The sequence below is a fragment of the Pseudomonas sp. TE3899 genome (genome assembly GCF_056279105.1).
Genome location: NZ_JBWBQR010000001.1, coordinates 4105936 through 4127500 on the forward strand (window position 1 = coordinate 4105936; position 21565 = coordinate 4127500).

Annotated in this window: 11 protein-coding genes, 2 rRNA genes and 1 pseudogene (1 of these 14 cut by a window edge); 2 read left to right on the forward strand and 12 right to left on the reverse strand. The window is 59.0% G+C overall.

Annotated features, from left to right (window positions below; all coding sequences use genetic code 11):
- Nucleotides 1–17 precede the first annotated feature (17 nt).
- A complete protein-coding gene (locus ACZ89E_RS18840) occupies nucleotides 18–1265 on the reverse strand; it encodes a glycosyltransferase family protein (RefSeq protein WP_149657713.1) in 1248 nt (415 codons plus the stop codon).
- Nucleotides 1262–2233 carry an acyltransferase gene (locus ACZ89E_RS18845; RefSeq protein WP_463259337.1) on the reverse strand — a complete coding sequence of 324 codons (972 nt, stop codon included), beginning with the start codon at nucleotides 2231–2233 and terminating at the stop codon, nucleotides 1262–1264. Before ACZ89E_RS18845 ends, ACZ89E_RS18840 begins: the two co-directional genes overlap by 4 nt.
- 568 nt (nucleotides 2234–2801) lie before the next feature.
- Between ACZ89E_RS18845 and ACZ89E_RS18850 the strand changes: the two genes are divergently transcribed.
- A complete protein-coding gene (locus tag ACZ89E_RS18850) occupies nucleotides 2802–3146 on the forward strand; it encodes a cupin domain-containing protein (RefSeq protein WP_008024653.1) in 345 nt (114 codons plus the stop codon).
- A 139-nt stretch (nucleotides 3147–3285) separates the two neighbouring features.
- On the opposite strand, the gene mmsB is transcribed toward ACZ89E_RS18850, so the two are convergent.
- Both mmsB and ACZ89E_RS18860 read right to left on the reverse strand, forming a co-directional pair.
- Nucleotides 3286–4173, reverse strand: a complete 888-nt coding sequence (gene mmsB, locus ACZ89E_RS18855; protein WP_476256222.1) for a 3-hydroxyisobutyrate dehydrogenase — start codon at nucleotides 4171–4173, stop codon at nucleotides 3286–3288.
- 10 nt (nucleotides 4174–4183) lie between these two features.
- Nucleotides 4184–5710, reverse strand: a complete 1527-nt coding sequence (locus ACZ89E_RS18860) for a CoA-acylating methylmalonate-semialdehyde dehydrogenase (RefSeq protein WP_149657716.1) — start codon at nucleotides 5708–5710, stop codon at nucleotides 4184–4186.
- A 149-nt stretch (nucleotides 5711–5859) separates the two neighbouring features.
- On the opposite strand from ACZ89E_RS18860, the gene ACZ89E_RS18865 reads away from it, so the two are divergent.
- The gene (locus ACZ89E_RS18865) at nucleotides 5860–6807 is read left to right on the forward strand and encodes a LysR family transcriptional regulator (RefSeq protein ID WP_476256223.1); all 948 of its coding nucleotides are present in this window, start codon (nucleotides 5860–5862) and stop codon (nucleotides 6805–6807) included.
- On the opposite strand, the gene yfiB is transcribed toward ACZ89E_RS18865, so the two are convergent.
- From yfiB to ACZ89E_RS18905, 8 genes and pseudogenes are all read right to left on the reverse strand, one after another.
- Nucleotides 6804–7307 carry an outer membrane lipoprotein YfiB gene (gene yfiB / locus ACZ89E_RS18870; protein WP_476256224.1) on the reverse strand — a complete coding sequence of 168 codons (504 nt, stop codon included), beginning with the start codon at nucleotides 7305–7307 and terminating at the stop codon, nucleotides 6804–6806. The two genes, ACZ89E_RS18865 and yfiB, sit on opposite strands and share 4 nt — an antisense overlap.
- A gap of 5 nt (nucleotides 7308–7312) precedes the next feature.
- On the reverse strand, nucleotides 7313–8581 hold the full coding sequence (dgcN, locus tag ACZ89E_RS18875; protein ID WP_463259335.1) for a diguanylate cyclase DgcN/YfiN: 1269 nt from the start codon (nucleotides 8579–8581) through the stop codon (nucleotides 7313–7315).
- Nucleotides 8578–9153, reverse strand: coding sequence for a regulatory sequestration protein YfiR (yfiR, locus tag ACZ89E_RS18880; RefSeq protein WP_149657719.1), 576 nt, complete (start codon nucleotides 9151–9153; stop codon nucleotides 8578–8580). Before yfiR ends, dgcN begins: the two co-directional genes overlap by 4 nt.
- A gap of 120 nt (nucleotides 9154–9273) precedes the next feature.
- The gene (gene recD, locus ACZ89E_RS18885; protein WP_476256225.1) at nucleotides 9274–11382 is read right to left on the reverse strand and encodes an exodeoxyribonuclease V subunit alpha; all 2109 of its coding nucleotides are present in this window, start codon (nucleotides 11380–11382) and stop codon (nucleotides 9274–9276) included.
- Nucleotides 11379–15070, reverse strand: a pseudogene (gene recB, locus ACZ89E_RS18890) (exodeoxyribonuclease V subunit beta). The gene recD and the pseudogene recB overlap by 4 nt, the downstream one beginning before the upstream one ends.
- Nucleotides 15067–18519, reverse strand: a complete 3453-nt coding sequence (recC, locus tag ACZ89E_RS18895) for an exodeoxyribonuclease V subunit gamma (protein WP_476256226.1) — start codon at nucleotides 18517–18519, stop codon at nucleotides 15067–15069. Before recC ends, recB begins: the two are co-directional and overlap by 4 nt.
- A 157-nt stretch (nucleotides 18520–18676) precedes the next feature.
- A 5S ribosomal RNA gene (rrf, locus tag ACZ89E_RS18900) occupies nucleotides 18677–18792 on the reverse strand.
- Nucleotides 18793–18945: 153 nt separating this feature from the next.
- Nucleotides 18946–21565, reverse strand: a 23S ribosomal RNA gene (locus ACZ89E_RS18905) (it continues 272 nt past the right edge of the window).

A 21565-nucleotide genomic window follows, 5' to 3' on the forward strand; every position in this document is an offset into this window, starting at 1 on the left:
ATCCCTCTTCCTTGAGGTTAAGCGGCCTGGCTTTCAGCCAGCGGCATCACGACGCCCTGGCACAACTCGATGATGCGGGTGGCGGCGCGGGCGGCACCGTCGCCGTCCGGGGAGGCGACCTGTTGATGCGGCGCAAAATAGTTCAGGGCCTGGGTGTCTTTGTCGAGTTCGGCCTGGACCAATTCAACGATGCGGTGCTGGTCGTGGCCCAGGTGCGTTGCAAAACCGAGCAGTTCCAGGCGACGCAAGGCTTCCAGTTCGTGGTATTCCGATTTGGACGGCAACACGAACAAGGTCGGGATCTTCAACGCGGCAATTTCTGTCACGGTGATCCAGCCCGGCGCGGAAATCAGCAGGCTGGCTTCATGCAGCAAGCCCATCCAGTCCGGGTAGTACGGCACGCAAATCACGCCGTCCTGGGCCGCGATGTCCTGACGTCCCAGCAGCACCATTTTCAGGTCGGGATTGCGTTCGCGCAGGGTCTTGAAGCTGTCCAGGTAGGCGGCGAGCAGCGCATCCTTGTTTTGCGAGAACATCGTGGTGCCGCTGATGGACGCGACGATAAACGGCGAATCGCCGATGTTCAGTTCGGCGCGCACATCCAGACCGCTTTGCACGTATTCGCGAATCATCGGCCCGACAAAGTGCGCCTTGCCGTTGCTCAGGGCTTCGGCGACCGGCGTGCCCTGATCAAGCGCTGCCACAAACGGCTTATCGGTCAAGACCAATTGGGTCTGGTTGATCATCCAGCTGAACTGGCTGTGCAATGCCGCTCGAGCACGGGCCATTTCCAGTGCATTGACCTCGAAGCCACCGTCGGCCAGGTCATGGTCTTCCAGTTGGCAGAGGGTGAAGTCATAGCGTTCGGTGACAAACACCAGCGGCGTGCCACTGAAAATGGCGGCCAGGCAAGCGGCCATGTTGTAGTCCGAGACCAGCACCGAAGGTTTGTACTCGGTGATCAGCGCCAGGTAAGACAGAATTCGCTCGCCGGACAAGAACGTATTGGCGATATAACCGCCAATGTAATTGGCCCAGTCCAGTTCTTTCGACAAGTTGCTCTTTTTCGAGTAGTCGACCAACCGGCCGGCAATATCCACGACCTCGACACCGGCCTTTTCAAACAACGGTGTAAACGTGGGTTGCAAGGACGCCAGCGCGACAGTCAGCGGCATGTCCGGCGTTTGCTTTTTAATCGCCTGGGCGATGGACAGCGCGCGCATGTTATGACCGGAACCGGTTGGATTAGGGGCAAATAAAATCATTCTTGAATCTCCATTAGTTGAACAACGCCATGAACCACAGTGTTTTCCAATACATCCCTTATAACCACGGAATAGGGCTTTATAACGGCACCTTCACCAATATTCAGTGGACCTACCAAGATGGCACCTTCGCCAATAACGCAACGACTTCCGATCCTTATCGGAGCTTCCTCCCAAGGCAGTGAACGAAACGAATAATCATGAGTTGAAGCCACAATCGTGACCCCGGCGCCGACCTCCGTGAAGTCGCCGATCGCGACACCACCGGCGGCCTCTATCACCACGCCTTCACCCAGCGTGGCGCCGGTGCCCAGTTCAATGCCGCCTTGCTGGGACAGGCCACCCTGGCGCTGACTGCGCCCGATCAGGATGCAGTCCCGGGCGATTTCCACCGACGCACCGCCACGCAATTCGGCATCAATCAACGCGTCTTCGCTGATGTCCCAGGTGATGGTGTCGGGGTTCAACTTCTTGAGCCGGGCCACGGACAGCGACGCTTTGTCGATCAGCGAAGGCAAGCCCTGGCGGGCTCTGTCCCGCACTTTGGCCAACACATGAGCCGGGCTCGGCGTACCATCCTCGATCACTTTGCGATAGCTGATCACCCGAGCCGGGCGGCCCACGGCAATGGCGTCCGGCGCAATATCCGAGGTCACCAGGGCACCCGCCGCAATCACGGCCCCCGCACCGATGGTGACGCCGGCACGCACCGTGACCTTGGCGCCGAGCCAGGCATTTTCGCCGACCCGAATCGGTGCCTCCGGGGTGCCCAGGCACTGCACTCCGGTCGCCAGCATGCTCGACTTGCCGAGGCTGACATGGCGCAAATCCGACTTGAAGCCGACAAAAATGTCATCGCCCAATTCCGCACTTTCCAGGCGACAGGCCGCCCGAATCCAGACATGTCGACCCAGGTCGCTGGCGGAATCAATCGTCGTTAAAACTTCGATCAGATTAATATCGTCCACAATAAAGCCTCATTCCATTGATGCCGGGAACATAATAAATTCAGCGCGCACAAAACTTCGCTGACTGAGTCAGCCGATGCGCAACTGTTAACTAATTAGTGATAAATCAAACTTCTCTAAGCACGCCTGACGTTGCGTCTGCGCCACTTAATTAACTGACTGTTCCATTATCTGATCGCCTTCCATAAATGACAGATAAATGTCCACGCTTGTGCCGGGGCCAAGTCAGATATTAACGAGAGAGCTTGCTGAATTAAGTCCGTCCGTGACTACGATGTAACTCCATTGAGGGGAATGTCCTTTAGTACGAATGTTATAGTACAGACGATTTTGTTTTGCAATAGGTGTCCGGCTGGTTATCTCGTTTAAGTCTAAAAAAATACTGAACTTTTATGGTGCATTACTGTAGTAGTTCCGTCATATCTGCACAAAATCGGTGCAACTCGTTATTCCTGCGCAGTGAATGTCCCCAGCGCTAACAGGTAACTGGATGTCGAAGCCAGACATCCGGCCACTGCCGCCGAACGATAGGGTGGCTGTTCAAACCTGTCATTCGCCTGGAGCTGTCATGTCCGCACCTATCACCGTCCTTCGCGATACCCACCCGTTGCCCGTCCTCGACGCCTGCAAATGGGAAAAGCTCGAAGGCGACCCGCACACCGTCAACCTTAACGCCTACACCAGCGAAGACGGCAGCAAGATCATGGGCACCTGGATCTGCACGCCGGGCAAGTGGTATGTGGAATACGTGAAGTGGGAATACTGCGATTTCCGCGAGGGCTACTGCATCATCACCCCCGAGGGCAAAGAGCCGATCCACCTGCGCGCCGGGGATATCTTCGTCATCGAGCCAGGGATGAAAGGCACGTGGGAAGTGGTGGAGACAGTACGTAAGTATTTTGTGTTTGCCTGACAAAGCAAAAGATCGCAGCCTTCGGCAGCGCCTACATGGGAATGTGAACATCCCAAGGAGCTGCCGAAGGCTGCGATCTTTTCTTTTCCCCTGAATAAAAAACCGGGGATCTGCCCGACGCAGCCCCCGGGAAAACCTCTTATTGAGGTTTGCGATAGCTGTTGATGATCGCCGAGAAGTCCTTGCCACCCTCTCCGCGCTGGCTCATCGCCTGATATAACTGCTGGGCCACTGCGCCAAGCACCACCGGTTGGTGCGCCTGACGGGCCGCTTCCGTGGCCAGCCCCAGATCCTTGAGCATCAGTTCGGCACCGAAACCGCCGGTATAACCGCGCGAGGCCGGCGCCGTTTCGACGATGCCCGGCCACGGGTTGTACATTTCCGAACTCCAGCAACGCCCGGTCGAGCTGTTGATGATCCCGGCCAACACACCGGTGTCGATCCCCAACGCATCGCCCAACGCCATGGCTTCACTGACGCCGACCATCGAGATCGCCAACAACAGGTTGTTGCAGATCTTGGCGATTTGCCCGGTGCCGACTTCGCCGCAATGGACGATGTTGCGGCCCATTTGCGCCAGCACGGGTTGCAGGGTGGCGAACAACTCAGGGGTGGCGCCGACCATAAAGGTCAACGTCCCCGCCGCTGCACCGCCAGTGCCACCGGACACCGGCGCATCGGCCATGGCCACGCCTTGTTTGGCAGCAGCGGCCGCCACATCGCGGGCCGTCTGCGGATCAATGGTGCTGCAATCCACCGCCGGCACACCCTTGCCGATACCGGCGAGCACGCCGTCTTCACCGAGCCAGACGCTGCGCACATGCACAGCGGCTGGGAGCATCGTGATCACCAGTTCTGCACCCAGAGCCGCTTCCCGCGCCGTAGCGCTGATGCTGCCGCCCAGTTGCTCCAGTTCCGCCAGTACGGTTTTGTTCAGATCGACCAGGCTCAGCGCATGGCCAGCCTTGATCAGGTTGCGCGCCATCGGCGCGCCCATGTTGCCGAGACCGATAAAAGCGATTTTCATGCCTGGCTCCTTAACGCAAGTTGATGGTGGTGTTCACACCGTCATTGACGCTGTCGTCATCGAACCAGCGACTGGTGACCGTCTTGGTCTGAGTGTAGAACTGCACCACTTGCTTGCCATACGGACCGAGGTCGCCGAGTTTCGAACCACGGGAACCAGTGAAGCTGAAGAACGGGACCGGCACCGGGATCGGGATGTTGATGCCGACCTGGCCGACATCGATTTCGCTCTGGAACTTGCGCGCCGCCGCACCGCTCTGGGTGAACAGGCCCGTGCCGTTGCCGAACGGGTTGGCGTTGACCAGGGCAATCGCCTGATCGAGGGTGTCGACTTCCAGCACCACCAGCACCGGACCGAAGATTTCCTGGGTGTAGATCTGCATCTCGGTGGTTACGCCGGAGAACAGGGTCGGGCCGACAAAGTTGCCTTTCTCGAAGCCCGGAACGCTGATCTCGCGACCATCCAGTTCGAGCTTGGCGCCTTCCTTGATGCCGCTTTCGATCAGATCGAGAATCCGCGCCTTGGCCTTTTTCGAAATCACCGGTCCAACGTCAGTGCCCGCCTCGCTGCCCGCGTTCACCTTGAGCTTCTGCGCCAGCGCTTTCAGGTCCGGCAGCCATTGCTTGGCCGCGCCCACCAGCACCACCACGGAAGTGGCCATGCAACGCTGACCGGCCGCACCGAAACCGGCACCGACCAAGGCGTTGAGGGTTTGTTCGCGATTGGCATCCGGCAGCACCACAGCGTGGTTCTTGGCGCCCATCATCGATTGCACGCGCTTGCCGTGTTTGCCAGCCAGATCGTAGACGTGGGTGCCGACGGCGGTCGAACCGACGAAGGAAACAGCCTTGATGTCTTTGTGGGTGCACAGTGCGTCCACCACGTCCTTGCCACCGTGAACGACGTTGAGCACGCCCGCCGGAACGCCGGCCTCGATCGCCAGTTCCACCAGCAGCATGGTTGACAGCGGATCCTGTTCGGACGGCTTGAGCACGAAGGTGTTACCGCAGGCGATGGCCATCGGGAACATCCACAGCGGAATCATCGCCGGGAAGTTGAACGGGGTGATGCCTGCGCAGACGCCGATGGGCTGGCGCAGGGTGTAAGTGTCAACGCCGCCGGCGACGTTCTCGGCGAACTCACCCATCTGCAGCGTGCCGATGGAGCACGCGTGCTCGACCACTTCCAGGCCACGGAAAATGTCGCCTTCAGCGTCGGCAATGGTTTTGCCCTGCTCGGCGCTCAAGACTACGGCGATGCGTTTGGAATGCTCGCGGATCAACGCCTGGAGCTTGAGCATGATGCGCATCCGCGCGCCGATCGGCGTCAGCTTCCAGGTCTGGAAGGCGCGATGGGCGGCACTGATGGCGGCGTCGACTTCTTGCGCGGTAGCGAAGGGAACCTTGGCCAGCACTTGCTGGGTCGCCGGGTTGACGATGTCGTGCCACTCGGTGGTCTGGGACTCGACCCACTCGCCGTTGATCAACAGCTTGACGGTCTGGACGGTGGTTTCGTTGGGCGTGAGCGATGCGTTCATGCTGGTCTCCAATACTTATTGTTATGCAGGGAGCCAAGGCGGGTAAGTCGCCTTGAGATGAGGCGTGTGTCGCGAATTGGTTGTCGGACTGTTTTTGGAGTATAGATGTGCAAACTTCTAATAAGAACGCACATAAAAGCCGGTCCAACATGCAAAAAAACATCACGTCTTTAGGTTCGCTGAACTGGGATGACCTCAAGTTTTTCCTCGAAGTCGCCCGCACCCGCAAGGCCAGCACCGCGGCCAAGCGCCTGTCTGTGGATTACACCACCGTGTCTAGGCGCATCAGTTCGCTGGAAGCGGCATTGGGCACATTGCTGTTCGAAAAGTCCCGGACCAGCGGTTTCGTGCTGACCGCCGAAGGCCAGCGCCTGCTGGGGTACGCGGAGTCGATTGAAAGCACGCTGCACATGGCTTGCGAACAGGTTTCCGGCTCCGGCGTGGCGCTGTCCGGGCATGTGCGCATGGGCTGCACCGAAGGTTTCGGCAGTTTTTTCATCACCCCGCAGCTGAGCCACTTCGTCGACGCCTACCCGGCCATCTCGGTAGACATCCTGCCGCTGCCGCACTTCATCAGCCTGTCCAAACGCGAAGCGGACATCGTCATCGCCCTGGAACGCCCGGAACACGGGCCGTACGTCTGCTGCAAGCTCTGCGACTACAAATTGCAGCTCTACGCGACCCAGGACTATCTGGACAAACACCCACCGATCCGCCGCCCGGCCGACTTGGCCAAACATTCATTCATTAGTTATGTCGATGACCTGGCGTTCAGCTCGGAGCTGCTGTACCTGGCGAACGTACTGCCCGGCGCCAGCGCCAACCTGCGCAGCACCAGCGTGATCGCGCAGTTCGTGGCGGCGCAGCAAGGGCGGTCGCTGGCGATTCTGCCGTGCTTTCTGGCGGCGCAGGATCCGCGGTTGCTGCCGGTATTGCCGGCTGAGATCAACATCACCCGACAGTTCTGGATGTACTGCCGGGAGGATCTGCGCAAGCTCATGCGGATCACCCTGTTGTGGGATTACATCCGCGAAGTCACCGAGCAGAATCAGCGTCTGTTGATGGGGGACAGTCGGGAGATGGTGTTTGCGGATTAGTCGGCGCTCACCACAATCGAGACTCGACGATTTTCGGTACGGCCAGCCGGTGTGTCGTTGGATGCCACCGGCTCTTTGCTGCCGAGCCCCTGCAACTTGATGTCCTGCTCTTTCATCCCGACCTCGCTCAGGACTTTGCCGACACTTTTCGCCCGCCGCAGGGACAGTTGCTGGTTGTAGGTTTCTTTACCCGAAGCGTCGGTGTGACCATCGACCCGCACCCGCTCAATCCCGACGCCCAGCAGGGCCTTGCCGATGCGTTGGACGATCTCGGTGCTTTGCGCATTCAGGTTTTCGACATCGCTGCCAAACAACACTTTGCCGGACAGGCCAAACGCCCAGCCCTCGTCGGTCAGTTCGAAGCCTTGTTGCTTGAGCACAGAGATTTGCGCCGGGGTCAGGCCTTTTTGCGGCGTGGTTTGGCATCCGGTCAATGCCAATAAAGCCATGAACAGGGTGATGGAGAACAATCGCAGGTAACGCTGGGGAATTGAGAACACAGAAATTAGCTCCTGGTTTGAATGTGGGCGACCGGGAGCTCCGACCCGGCCGTATGCTGTGCGCCTCGGGACAAGCGTTTGGCCTGGTACATCGCCGCGTCGGCAGCGTTGAGCAGAGCGCCGGGCGTGGCGCCGTGATCGGGATAGACGGCGATGCCGATGCTGAGGGAGGTCAACACCGTGGTGTTGCCCGGCAAGGTGATCGGCACTTCCATGCTGGCAATGATTTTGTCGGCGATCCGCTCGGCGTCTTCGGTCTTGTGCAGCGGCGTCAGCAGCACGGCAAACTCATCGCCGCCCAAACGCGCCACCAGATCCTCTTCGCGCAATTGCGCACGTACCCGCGTAGCCACCGCGACCAGCACCGCATCGCCGGCGGCATGGCCGAAGCTGTCGTTGATTTCCTTGAACCGGTCGCTGTCGAGGAACAGCACCGCCACCCGCTCGTTGAGCTTGTGGGCATTGCGCAGCGCACGAATCAGTCGACCTTCGAAAAACGCCCGGTTCGGCAGCCCGGTGAGGCTGTCATGGCTGGCTAGGTGGGCCAGGGTTTCGTTCTCGCTTTGCAGGTGGGTTTGCCAGGACTCCAGTTCATCAAGCAGGGCATTGAAGTCATTGCCGAAGTCGTCCAGTTCGGCGATGTCGGCGGGCGGCACGCGCTGGTCGAAGGCTCGGTCTCTGCGCGCGGCGTGGGCTACGGCGGCCAGACTGCGCAGTGGCCCGGTGATTCCGCGAAGCTGGCGGCGCGCCAGATACAGCGCAACCCAGGCACTGATGGCGGTACACAACACAATGCCCATCAGACCGCTGAGCAAAAACCGCATCAGGCTGCCACCATGTCCGGTGAGCTGGATGCTGCCGATTTCCAGGCCCTGGTGGACGATAGGCATGTTGATGGGTTTTTCGAGAAAGGCCTTGGCGATCTGCGCTTCCAGATCGGAAAACAATCCGGTTTCCGGTCGCTGCCAACGAGCGAGCAACACGCCCCGGGCGTTGAGCACCTGGGCATCCGCGACTTCTTCGGTGGAGGCGATCAACGCCAGGGCTTCGGTGGCCGCAGACTTGTCGTTGAACACCACCGCAGCTTCCACGGTGTAGTTGATCGAGCGTGCGATCAGGTGCAGGTTATGGTCGGCATAGACCCGCAACGCCAGGACCCCGAGCAGGGTCAGGGACACGCTGGCCATGGTCACGCCCACCAATGCGACGATCAGGTGGCCGCGACCGATGACCGAACGTAACGTAAGACGACTTTTCGATTTGAAGAGGCTCATGGCGCCGCCGGCTTACGGCGCGACAGTTGCAGCACGCTGGGGTGAATGCGCACGCCACTGCGGGCGACGGAGTCGAGATTGACCTCGAACGACACTTGATCGTCGCTGACCCGCAGGCAGAACAGGCTGCCGACGGTGCACTGATCGCTGCTTTCGCTGATGCTCAACACCGGTTGGCCAATCAACGAGGCGAACAGACGGCTGCGCTCATCGGCGGTCAACTTGCCGATGTACACCGCATCGCACTCACTGACAATCGCCGGGTTGTCGGCCAGCAGGCGTCGTACGGTGACCGGACGCCCGGTGGCCTGGGTCGAGCCCTTGACCAGATTGTCGGTGTATTCGGTCGGGCCGACCACGCACAGGCGCAACTGCGCAGGCTCCACCGGCCAGCGCGCATAACTGAGGATCCCGAGCACCACCTGGGTCACCGCTTTAGCCCGTTGATCGGCCATGCTGACGGCGGCTTCAGGTTGTGCGAACGCAATGCCGGTCAGCAAACAGAGCAGGCCAACAAGCAAAAATCGCTTGCAGCCAGTAACGCTCTCTGTCGCCCGGACAGCCAACTTCATGCAGGGATTCTCTTCGATTACAACGAAATGATGCCGCAACGATAGCACAGCACCGAAATGCCCGCGAGGCCGCAGAACACGGCGCTTCGGACAGATTTACGTCGTCAACCGATTGGCATATTAAGGGCTAAACTCAATACCCTCCTCCAGCTCCAGCATCAGTCCGCTCAAGCGCTTAACCTTGCGTTGCACCGCCTCTTCAAACACCCCGGCACGCGGTTCGATCAGGGTGAACCAGTCCTTGGCCCGGGTGATTCCGGTGTAGATCAATTCCTTGGTCAGGACCGGATTCAGGGCGTCCGGCAGGATCAACGCCGTGTGGGCAAATTCCGAGCCCTGGGACTTATGTACGGTCATCGCGTAGACCGTCTCGACGTCATTGAGGCGACTCGGCAGCACAAATCGCACGCCGCCCTGACCGTCGTTACGCGGGAAGGCGACACGCAGCACCGGCTTGCCAGCCTCGGGCCCGTCGCGCTCCGGCAGCTTGAGCGCAATACCGATGTCGCCGTTCATCAAGCCCAGGCCGTAATCGTTGCGGGTCATCAACACCGGTCGGCCTTCGTACCACTGCTGATCGCTGTCGATCAACCGGGCCTTGAGCAAGGCCTCGGTCACGCGCTGATTCAAACCCTCGACGCCCCAAGGCCCTTTGCGTACGGCGCACAATAACTGGAAGGTATCGAAAGCATTCAGCACCTGCCGTGCCCACTCGGTCCAGCAAGGCTCATCGAGGCTGCTGCCGAGGGGTGGTCGCTGCGTGCGCAGCAGGCTCAGGTAATGTCGATAACCTTGTGGGCCGTCGTCGTGACCGTCGAGCAGTAAACGCTCCAGCGCTTTGTCCTGCTCACCTTTGAGGGACAAGGAAAATACGTCCTTAAAGCTGCGTTCGGCCAGCAGCTTGCGCGCTTCTTCGGGGTGTTGTTGATTGACCCATCGGGCCAACTGGCCAATGCCGCTGCCTTCGCCGAATCGACGCGAGTGACGCAGCATTACCACTTGTTGGGCCAACGGATGAGTGCCCTCGGTATCCTCGTGCAAACCGCTGGCTTCAAGGCTTTCGCCGCTGACGGCCTCCAGCCACTGGCGTGTCTGCGGACTGTACCAACCGGCCTCGGCATCGCGACACAAATCCCCCAGCACGGCCCCCGCTTCCACGGAGGCCAACTGGTCCTTGTCACCGAGCAGCACCAACCGCGCATGCGCGGGCAATGCGTCGAGCAGATTGGCCATCATCTCCAGGTCGATCATCGAGGCTTCGTCGACCACCAACACATCCAGCGGCAAGCGGTTACCGGCGTGGTGACGGAAATGTCGGGTGCCGGGGCGGCTGCCCAGCAGACGGTGCACGGTGGTGACGTCGGACGGAATTTTTGCCCGCACCGCTTCGGCAACGGTCAAGGTCTGGACTTGCTGGCTGATGGACTCCGTCAGCCTTGCCGCGGCCTTGCCGGTGGGCGCGGCAAGGCGAATACGTAGCGGTTTTCCCGCCTCCACGGCTGGCGCCTGAAGCAGTGCCAGCAAGCGCACGACCGTGGTGGTCTTGCCGGTCCCCGGCCCGCCAGTCACGATGCTGAACGCACCGCGGGTGGCCAGGGCACAGGCGAGTTTTTGCCAGTCGATCACCTCGCCAGGCCTGGCAGGGCCGAACAAACCGGTCAGGCGCTGAAGCAAATCGCCGGGTGTTGCCTCGTGCTCCGACAGGCGTTGGCGCAACGCATTATCGATGCGGCGCTCGTAAGCCCAATAGCGGCGCAGATACAGGCGCTTTCCGGACAACACCAGTGGCCGATGCCGCGCGGCCTCACGACCATCGACCGCCAACGCCACCAGACTGCTGGAGGCCAGCACTTTGCACCAGTGAGCGCCGTCCAGCGCTTCAAGCAACTGCGACGGCAGCAACATCGCGCCACCTTGCACATCACCTTCTGGCGGCAGTGACAGGGCAAAGTCCGGCGCCTTGAGTGTCTCGAACAGATCCAGACACACATGACCGTGGCCGAGCTGGTGACTGGTCAACGCCGCCGCCAGCAAGACCAGCGGATCATCATCGGGGGCGAGTTCGTGGAGAAAGGCGACGAAGGCCTTGTCCAGGGCACGCAGCCAACCCCGTTCGACCCACCGGGTGAGTAGCAGCAAAAGATCATCAGCGCGGGTCAGCGGCGCCAGGTCCGTCAGGCTTTCATCCGCCAGTGGCGTGGGCAGCAAATCGGCAAAGGTGCGGCTCATAGCAGTACTCCCTGTTCCCAGGCGGGTTCGGCCTTGGGTTCCGGCTTGCCCTGGAACAGACGATCCAGACGCTCGATCAACTCCCGTGGCGGACGGGCAAAATACACGCCCTGGCTGGCCGCTCGCGTACCGCGCAGGAACAGGTAAAGGGCGCCACCGATATGCGCCGGTCGTAATCGTAGTCAGGCAGTCGCGCCTTGAGCTGACGATGCAATGCCAGCAGGTACAACACGTATTGCAGGTCGTAGCGATTGTCGAGAATCGACTGCTCCATGGCTTGCTCGGTGTAGGCCGCGTCGTCGATGCCAAGCCAGTTGGATTTATAGTCGGCGACGTAATAGCGACCATCGTGTTCGAAGGTCAAGTCGATAAAACCCTTGAACATGCCATTGAGCATCACCGGCTCGGCGGCCACTCGGGCAACACCGTTGTGGGTGTATTGGCGCACCAGTTCATCGAGTTTGAGCACATCGACTTTATGGCTGGCGAACCAGAATTCCATCTCGACCCGGTATTGGACCAGTTGCTCGAACACGACCGGTGGCTGACCGCCGCCAATGTGCAACGGGGATTTGAGCAGGTGCTGCAGCCAGTCGCTCAGCGTGACGATCCAGCCCTCCCAGCCACGACGATTGCAGCGACGGGCAACGGCATCTTCCACGGCTTTTGGCATTGCGCTGAAACCTTCGTCACCGGCCCATTCCAACAAACCATGGAGAAAGGTGCCGGGGTTCGGACCGCGAGGAAATCGGTGAATATCCGCGCCACCGGTCATTACTTCCCGCGGGGCTTCGGGGTCGAGACGTTCATCGTCGAAGAGCTTTTGCGCTTGTGGGCTTTCCGGCGCCTCGTCAGTACCCACGCTCATGCTGTCGCCAATGCGCAGAGCGCTATAGGAGGCAATCCACCAGTTTTCACTGGCCTTGCGCTTGGGCACCAACGGTGCGAGCAACGTCGCTTCGTTACGCGGCGGATGGTAATGCTCGGTAGTCGCTTCGGGCATCTCTGCGTAGCTCAGCGCAGGACAATCCTGTTGCAGGTCTTCCAGCCAACGCTTCAGACCGGCGGACTCGGGCAATATCGCACCGCTGCCCAACAGATAGCCCAAGGCCGACAAGTGCAGCACCGAGCTGTTGTTATTGCCGCGCTTGAGGTCGGTCACCCCGAGCCAGCAAGCATGTTGCGCGCGAGTCAGCGCAACATAGAGCAAGCGCAGATCCTCGGCCAGCCGCTCGTCGTCGGCCTGGGCGATCAACTCGGGCGTCGGCCTCAAAGTCACCTGCGCCTTGCCCGAGGCGTCGTGGTAGTGAAGCGGTAAGCGACTGCCATCCACCGGTTTCGCCGAGCAGATGAAAGGCAGAAACACCAGGGGATATTCCAGGCCCTTGGACTTGTGGATGGTCACAACCTTGACCAGTTGCTCGTCACTTTCCAGACGCAGGATCTGTTCTTCACCCACCTGCCCGGACAACGCCAGGTGCTCGGATAAATGCCGGATAAGGGCTTGTTCGCCGTCGAGTTCGGCGGCGGCTTGTTGCAGCAGCTCGGACAGGTGCAGCAGGTTGGTCAATACACGCTCGCCGTCGCTACGGGTGATCAATGCCTGGGGCAACTGGAAGTCATGCAGCAAACGCCGGAGCATCGGCAGCACGCCCTGTTTGCGCCAGATCTCGCGATAACGACGGAACTGCATGACCCGCGCTTCCCAGGCCAGTTCGTCCTGGTTCAGTTGCTCGAGTTCAGTCAATGAGAGGTTCAGCGTGATGCAAGCCAGGGCGGCGCGCAGTGGACGCTCGACGTCCGGCTCGGCGCATGCCTTGAGCCAGGTCAGCAGGTCGTGGGCTTCCTGGGCGGCGAACACCGAGTCCTTGTCCGACAGATAAACGCTGCGCACACCGCGTGCAGAGAGTTCACCGCGCACGGCCTGGGCTTCTTTGCCGTCGCGCACCAGGATCGCGATGTCGGCCGGCAGCAGCCCCCGGAAATCTTTGCCGTCTTGTATAAACCCAGCGCGACCTTGTTGCCCACCGTTGAGCAACGCCGTGATTTCACTGGCGCAAGCAGCGGCCAGTTGTTGTCGGTACACCACACCGGACAGCGGCTGATCCGCGGACAGGTGCCAGATGTTCAGCGCCGGCACACCCTGGCCTTCAACCTGCAGAACCTCTTTACGACCTTGGGATTCGACGGGCAGGAACGGTACCGGATTGTCGCCGTTGCTCTCGCGAAAGAGGAATGCACCGCGCCCGGCTTCCCGCGACTCGGCACGCGCGAAAACATGGTTCACCGCATCGACCATGCCGTGGCTGGAACGGAAGTTGGTGCCCAGCGTATGCAAGCGGCCGCTGGTGGCCTGACGGGCACGCAGGTAGGTGTAGATGTCGGCGCCGCGAAAGGCATAGATCGCTTGCTTCGGGTCGCCGATCAGGAACAACCCGCATTCGGGGTTGTTGTCTTCGATGCGATAAATGCTTTCGAAGATGCGGTATTGCACCGGGTCGGTGTCCTGGAATTCGTCGATCAACGCCACCGGGAACTGTTCGCGGATCAGGGTAGCCAGGCGTTCGCCGCCGTCGGACTGCAAGGCTGCATCGAGGCGCAGCAACATGTCATCGAAGCCCATTTCCGCGCGGCGACGCTTTTCCTCTTCGAACCGTGCGCCGACCCACTGGGCCGCGTGTTGCAGCACCGCAGCATCCGGCGTCGGCAAACCATCGAGACTGACCTTGAGGCCAGGCATCGCCTCCAAACCGGGATGACGCGGTGCTTCACCCTTCCAGGCTTCAGCCATGCCATCGGGAGTCAGGCGGGTGAAGCCGGTGCCGATGTCCAGTTGTTCAAGGGCCTCGTCTTCAGCCCAGGCTTTGATCTTTTCAAACCATGGTTCGAAGTAGCGTGCCTGCATCTTGCGCCCGTCGACGCTTTTGCTCGCCACGCCCTGGTGACAGATCGCCAGTAATTCGTCCGCCCATTGGCGCCAGGGCATCTTGAGTTCGAGCAGCGCTGTGCGTCGTTCGAGCAGGCACTCGGCAATCAGCTCAGCAGGCTCTTTTCCCTCGACACTGTCGCGCTCGCTGGCGAACAACCCTCGCACTCGCGGCAGCAACGCGGCGGGACCGCCCCAATTACCACGCACCCAGTTCAGCGCGTCGCCTTGCATCGGGTAACAGAACAGCCGCCAATAATCGCGCAGGACTTCGCCCAGCAGATCGCTGTGATCGGTTTCCAGGGTCTGGGTAAACAGGCTGCCACTGTCGAACGCGTGCTCACGCAACATGCGCTGGCACCAACTGTGGATGGTTGAGACTGCCGCTTCGTCCATCCATTGAGCGGCGATGTCCAGACGGTTTGCGCAGCCGGACCATTGCTCGGGAAGGAACTCGTCCCGCAACTCGGCTATCAGGCCATCGGGCGCCGGAATCTCATCCCGGAAGAACCTTGCCGCTTCGGCCAGGCGTGTGCGAATACGTTCGCGCAGTTCTTTGGTGGCGGCATCGGTAAAGGTCACGACGAGGATTTGCGGCGGCAACAACTCACGGCCAAACCCCGTCGACTCGCCACCGTGCCCAAGCACCAGACGCAAATAAAGTGCAGAGATGGTAAAGGTCTTGCCGGTCCCGGCGCTGGCTTCGATCAGTTGGCTGCCGCGCAGAGGAAAGGCCAGGGCCAGCGGTGTTTTGGTAGTCATGAGCGTGCGCCTTCGCTGGTCAGTGAACGCCAAGGCGCTTCTAGCAATGGCCGGTACAAAGCGTCGCACCAACCGGGGAAGGTTTCATCTGCAACCAGGCTGTCGTAGTCGGCGAATTGCCGGGCCAGTGCCGGACTTTCGCGTCGCTCGCCATCGGTGGTCTGGCCATCGCCTTCATAGGCTTTTCGCGCAGCGGCCTCGGCTTTGACCGGGTCGGTTTGACCGAGCCAGGCGAACGCGGTTTTCACTGCGATCGGCAGTGGTTGGCGCATGCCCGTTTGCCAGGCCAGCAGCAGGTTACCAAGGATCTGTAACGCGCCCCCCTTCTCCAGAGGCTCCAGCAGCAGAGTGTCATCACTGGCTACCAGCGCTGTGGTCATCGCCAGACCGCTGGCGCACGCCACCAGGTGATTGACCCAGGGCCGCGTCAGTCGATGCCACTTGCGGGTCTTGATCGAGCCGATACTGTTGGGAATTGTGGTGACCGACAACATTCCCCCATCGGCGCGTTGATGCAGGCCACTGAGCCAACCTTCAAGGCGCAAGTCGTGTAATTCCAGATTCACCGGCAAAGCACTGGTCAGGGGCGTCGGCCACAGCGCCAGGAGCTGTTGATAACGTTGCAGCAAATCCGGCAGCGGCTCGATCAACTCTCGCTGCAGACATTCACCAAAACCGGCCATGGGCAGCAGGCCGCTGTTTTGCAGGCGTATGGCGTGAGCTTCCAACGCCTGATCAGAGTGGTCCAGTTGACTCAGTGCCGCCTCAAGCAAACTGTCGCTGAGGCTGTAGCGTTGCAGTGCGTCGAGCACGAAAGGTTCTTCATCAGCCAAAGGGACTTCGGCCGCTTCAAAGAACACCTTGAGTCGCTGGCTGAAGAAATGTCGTACGGGATTGCGCAGGAAGTCCTGCAATTGTCCCAGACCCAGTGGTTCATCCTGAATGTAGGGTTCCAGAATCTCGATATCAGCGGTTTGCTTGTTAGCTTGATGAAGCACCTGCCATTCGCTGGCGTAGCTGAACAAAGCATCGCCTTCGTGGAAATAGCGGGCACTGAACGGTTGCAGGGGGTGTTCCTGGGTCATTTCTTCGAGCAGGTGTTTGTGTTCTTCATCGAGTCGCCAACCGCTGGCGAGGTGGTCGCGTAACTGCCCGATCAATACCGACGCCGGTCGCTCGCTGTTATCCCGAATGCTACGGCCTACCCAGCTGATATAGAGTTGATTGCGGGCGGACAGCAGCGCTTCCAGCAGCAGATAACGATCATCTTCACGCCGAGACCGATCACCGGGTCGGTAGTCACTGCCCATCAGGTCAAAATCCAGCGGCGGTTGTGCACGAGGGTAATCCCCGTCATTCATCCCGAGCAGGCAAACCAGTTTGAACGGGATCGCCCGCATCGGCATCAAGGTGCAGAAGTTGACTGCGCCGGCCAGAAAACGCTGGGACAAACGCCCCTGATCAAGACCGGCCAGCCACGCCTCGCGGACGACCGTCAGTGGCAACTCGTCCTGTAGCCCCACTGACTCGCAGGTATCGAGCCAGGTTTCGCGCAGCTCTTCGAGTTGAGCCAGCAAATAGTCGTCATGTTCGTTGCTGGCCTTGAAAAACAGCTGGACCAGCCCTTGCAAGCGTACTCCCCACTGTTTTGGCGGAGCCGGCTGCGTGAGTTCCTGATGCGCGATTTCCAGCGCGTCCAGCAGCGCAACCAAAGGACCGATGAGCGCGGCATCCAACCCGCCGATCTCATCATAGGGTTCGATGCCTTCGCAGGCACTGGCGCTGCCGACTGCATAACCGAGCAGCATCCGACGCAGGCCGAAACGCCAACTGTTTTGCTCCAGCTCTTGCGGCAGACCGAGGGCGGCTCGTTGTTCGGCATTCATTCCCCAGCGGATGCCGGCGCCTTCAATCCATCGGTGCAAGGTTGGCAGGTCGGGCTCTTCCACGCCGAAGCGGGCACGCAGTGCGGGTACGTCCAGCAGATCGAGGATCTCGCTGACCGGGAAGCGACTGTCCGGCAGCTTGAGCAGGTGTTCGACAGCGATCAGCAGCGGGTCACGACCGCGCTGGCCCTGATCCGCCAGGGTGAAAGGAATAAAGCGCGGGTCGTTGCGTTCCAGTTGACCAAATACCGCGCGGATATGCGGAGCGTAACTGTCGATATCCGGGACCATCACGATCACGTCGCGAGGCCTCAGATCCGGACTGGCGCTGAAGCGTTCGAGCAGTTGGTCGTGAAGGATTTCCACTTCCCGCTGGGCGCTGTGGGCGATGTGAAAACGGATCGACTTGTCGGTCTGCAGATCAACAGCGGGCCAATGTTCACGGGTCTCGCTTAGGGGACGCAGCTCCAGGATGTCGTCCTGCAACTGATTAAGCATATTTTGTGGCTGGCTATCGCTGAACAGGTCGATGCGACCGTCGCGAAATGCCGAGCGATAGCTGCCGGGATCGTCGTAGCTGTCGAGCAGGTTGATGTAGTCCCGTCCCTGCTTGCCCCATGCAGCCAACAGGGGATGTGCATGCTGGTGAAGGGTTTGCGGATCGAGGACAACCGGCATACCGCTTTTGCGGGCTTGGCGCTTGTATTGATGCCGTAGAAGGTCTTTATCGGCGACGATGTCCGCCCAATGGTGACGACACGGGTTGTGAACACAAAGCAGCACCTGGCTGAATCGAGCCAGACCGGCGAGCGCTTCCAGTGCTTGAGCGGGCAGTGAAGAAATCCCGAAAACGATCACTCGGGAAGGTAATCCGGCAGGTGCCACGTCGAGACTGTTGATGCGTTCGATAAACCGTTGGTGAACACCGGCACGACTTTGCGCCATGCCTTGCTCCCCAACATCCAGTAGCAGCGCACGCCATAGTGCTGCCTGCCAGCAATTGGCCGGGGTCAGGGCCTTGGCTTCGCCTCGACCATTGCGTAGTTGATGTCGGCCTTCAGCCCAGTCCTCAAGCCAATCGGCGCGGTACACCTGGTATTGGTCGAACAGATCCGCCAGACGCTCAGACAATTGATAGCGTTTGCGCAAATCGGCGTCGTGGGTCAGGAAGCGTTGCAAAGGTTCGAAATGGGGTTGGTCGATTAACTGCGGCAGCAGGCGCATCAGACGCCAGGTCAACGGCGCCTTATCGAGCAGGGATTTGACCGGAATTTCATCACGCCCCAGGACCATCCGATAGAGCTGCCACATGAAGCTACCCGGCAGTTGAACATCGATAGCAGCCGCGATGCCGCAGCCACCCATATCGTCGTCTTCAGGGTCTTCGGCCAGTGCAAGTTTCAGCCATTGAGCAATGCCGTTGCTCTGTACCAAGGCTATTTCATTTTCCAGGGGAGCCCGCGGGTAGTGCCGCATGACGCTGATCACCAGGCTACGCAGTTCATCCAGACTGTTGCTTTGAACCACCATAAAACCGGCATTGAGGGACGCGGCGTCCGACATAAAGGCTTCCTTGGAAAAATAGAAAAGCTAGGGCCGAACCTTAGCACTGTCGAGACACTGTGACAGCCGGGAGCCGTCCGAGAATGCTGTACGAACTTTCTTGCAGGCAAAAACAAAACCCCTACCTGCATACGCAGATAGGGGTTTCGGAATTTAATCTTGACGATGACCTACTCTCACATGGGGAAACCCCACACTACCATCGGCGATGCATCGTTTCACTGCTGAGTTCGGGATGGGATCAGGTGGTTCCAATGCTCTATGGTCGTCAAGAAATTCGGGTACTGAGTCGCGGCCAGCTGGCCTCGCTTCAGCAAATTGGGTATGTGATAGCTTTCGGTGTTTTGTGAGTCTTTCGAACTTTCGGTTCGTTTCGTCTTCACACACCGCAATCTGCTCTTTCGACGCAAATTGCTTGGGTGTTATATGGTCAAGCCTCACGGGCAATTAGTATTGGTTAGCTCAACGCCTCACAGCGCTTACACACCCAACCTATCAACGTCGTAGTCTTCGACGGCCCTTCAGGGGACTCAAGGTCCCAGTGAGATCTCATCTTGAGGCTAGTTTCCCGCTTAGATGCTTTCAGCGGTTATCTATTCCGAACATAGCTACCCGGCAATGCCACTGGCGTGACAACCGGAACACCAGAGGTTCGTCCACTCCGGTCCTCTCGTACTAGGAGCAGCCCCTCTCAAATCTCAAACGTCCACGGCAGATAGGGACCGAACTGTCTCACGACGTTCTAAACCCAGCTCGCGTACCACTTTAAATGGCGAACAGCCATACCCTTGGGACCGGCTTCAGCCCCAGGATGTGATGAGCCGACATCGAGGTGCCAAACACCGCCGTCGATATGAACTCTTGGGCGGTATCAGCCTGTTATCCCCGGAGTACCTTTTATCCGTTGAGCGATGGCCCTTCCATACAGAACCACCGGATCACTAAGACCTACTTTCGTACCTGCTCGACGTGTCTGTCTCGCAGTCAAGCGCGCTTTTGCCTTTATACTCTACGACCGATTTCCGACCGGTCTGAGCGCACCTTCGTACTCCTCCGTTACTCTTTAGGAGGAGACCGCCCCAGTCAAACTACCCACCATACACTGTCCTCGATCCGGATAACGGACCTGAGTTAGAACCTCAAAGTTGCCAGGGTGGTATTTCAAGGTTGGCTCCACGCGAACTGGCGTCCACGCTTCAAAGCCTCCCACCTATCCTACACAAGCAAATTCAAAGTCCAGTGCAAAGCTATAGTAAAGGTTCACGGGGTCTTTCCGTCTAGCCGCGGATACACTGCATCTTCACAGCGATTTCAATTTCACTGAGTCTCGGGTGGAGACAGCGCCGCCATCGTTACGCCATTCGTGCAGGTCGGAACTTACCCGACAAGGAATTTCGCTACCTTAGGACCGTTATAGTTACGGCCGCCGTTTACCGGGGCTTCGATCAAGAGCTTCGCGTTAGCTAACCCCATCAATTAACCTTCCGGCACCGGGCAGGCGTCACACCCTATACGTCCACTTTCGTGTTTGCAGAGTGCTGTGTTTTTAATAAACAGTCGCAGCGGCCTGGTATCTTCGACCGGCATGGGCTTACGCAGTAAATGCTTCACCCTCACCGGCGCACCTTCTCCCGAAGTTACGGTGCCATTTTGCCTAGTTCCTTCACCCGAGTTCTCTCAAGCGCCTTGGTATTCTCTACCCAACCACCTGTGTCGGTTTGGGGTACGGTTCCTGGTTACCTGAAGCTTAGAAGCTTTTCTTGGAAGCATGGCATCAACCACTTCGTGTTCTAAAAGAACACTCGTCATCAGCTCTCGGCCTTAGAATCCCGGATTTACCTAAGATTCCAGCCTACCACCTTAAACTTGGACAACCAACGCCAAGCTGGCCTAGCCTTCTCCGTCCCTCCATCGCAATAACCAGAAGTACAGGAATATTAACCTGTTTTCCATCGACTACGCTTTTCAGCCTCGCCTTAGGGACCGACTAACCCTGCGTCGATTAACGTTGCGCAGGAAACCTTGGTCTTTCGGCGTGGGTGTTTTTCACACCCATTGTCGTTACTCATGTCAGCATTCGCACTTCTGATACCTCCAGCAAGCTTCTCAACTCACCTTCACAGGCTTACAGAACGCTCCTCTACCGCATCACCTAAGTGATACCCGTAGCTTCGGTGTATGGTTTGAGCCCCGTTACATCTTCCGCGCAGGCCGACTCGACTAGTGAGCTATTACGCTTTCTTTAAAGGGTGGCTGCTTCTAAGCCAACCTCCTAGCTGTCTAAGCCTTCCCACATCGTTTCCCACTTAACCATAACTTTGGGACCTTAGCTGACGGTCTGGGTTGTTTCCCTTTTCACGACGGACGTTAGCACCCGCCGTGTGTCTCCCATGCTCGGCACTTGTAGGTATTCGGAGTTTGCATCGGTTTGGTAAGTCGGGATGACCCCCTAGCCGAAACAGTGCTCTACCCCCTACAGTGATACATGAGGCGCTACCTAAATAGCTTTCGAGGAGAACCAGCTATCTCCGAGCTTGATTAGCCTTTCACTCCGATCCACAGGTCATCCGCTAACTTTTCAACGGTAGTCGGTTCGGTCCTCCAGTTAGTGTTACCCAACCTTCAACCTGCCCATGGATAGATCGCCCGGTTTCGGGTCTATTCCCAGCGACTAGACGCCCTATTAAGACTCGCTTTCGCTACGCCTCCCCTATTCGGTTAAGCTCGCCACTGAAAATAAGTCGCTGACCCATTATACAAAAGGTACGCAGTCACCCAACAAAGTGGGCTCCCACTGCTTGTACGCATACGGTTTCAGGATCTATTTCACTCCCCTCTCCGGGGTTCTTTTCGCCTTTCCCTCACGGTACTAGTTCACTATCGGTCAGTCAGTAGTATTTAGCCTTGGAGGATGGTCCCCCCATATTCAGACAAAGTTTCTCGTGCTCCGTCCTACTCGATTTCATGACTAAGAGATTTTCGCGTACAGGGCTATCACCCACTATGGCCGTACTTTCCAGAACGTTCCGCTAATCTCAAAGCCACT

What these genes read in the sequence shown, in the direction of transcription:
- mmsB (WP_476256222.1), bottom strand. Translation starts at nt 4,173, where the DNA reads ATGAAAATCGCTTTTATCGGTCTCGGCAACATGGGCGCGCCGATGGCG.
- ACZ89E_RS18850 (WP_008024653.1), top strand. Translation starts at nt 2,802, where the DNA reads ATGTCCGCACCTATCACCGTCCTTCGCGATACCCACCCGTTGCCCGTC.
- ACZ89E_RS18860 (WP_149657716.1), bottom strand. Translation starts at nt 5,710, where the DNA reads ATGAACGCATCGCTCACGCCCAACGAAACCACCGTCCAGACCGTCAAG.
- yfiR (WP_149657719.1), bottom strand. Translation starts at nt 9,153, where the DNA reads ATGAAGTTGGCTGTCCGGGCGACAGAGAGCGTTACTGGCTGCAAGCGA.
- dgcN (WP_463259335.1), bottom strand. Translation starts at nt 8,581, where the DNA reads ATGAGCCTCTTCAAATCGAAAAGTCGTCTTACGTTACGTTCGGTCATC.
- ACZ89E_RS18865 (WP_476256223.1), top strand. Translation starts at nt 5,860, where the DNA reads ATGCAAAAAAACATCACGTCTTTAGGTTCGCTGAACTGGGATGACCTC.
- ACZ89E_RS18840 (WP_149657713.1), bottom strand. Translation starts at nt 1,265, where the DNA reads ATGATTTTATTTGCCCCTAATCCAACCGGTTCCGGTCATAACATGCGC.
- recC (WP_476256226.1), bottom strand. Translation starts at nt 18,519, where the DNA reads ATGTCGGACGCCGCGTCCCTCAATGCCGGTTTTATGGTGGTTCAAAGC.
- recD (WP_476256225.1), bottom strand. Translation starts at nt 11,382, where the DNA reads ATGAGCCGCACCTTTGCCGATTTGCTGCCCACGCCACTGGCGGATGAA.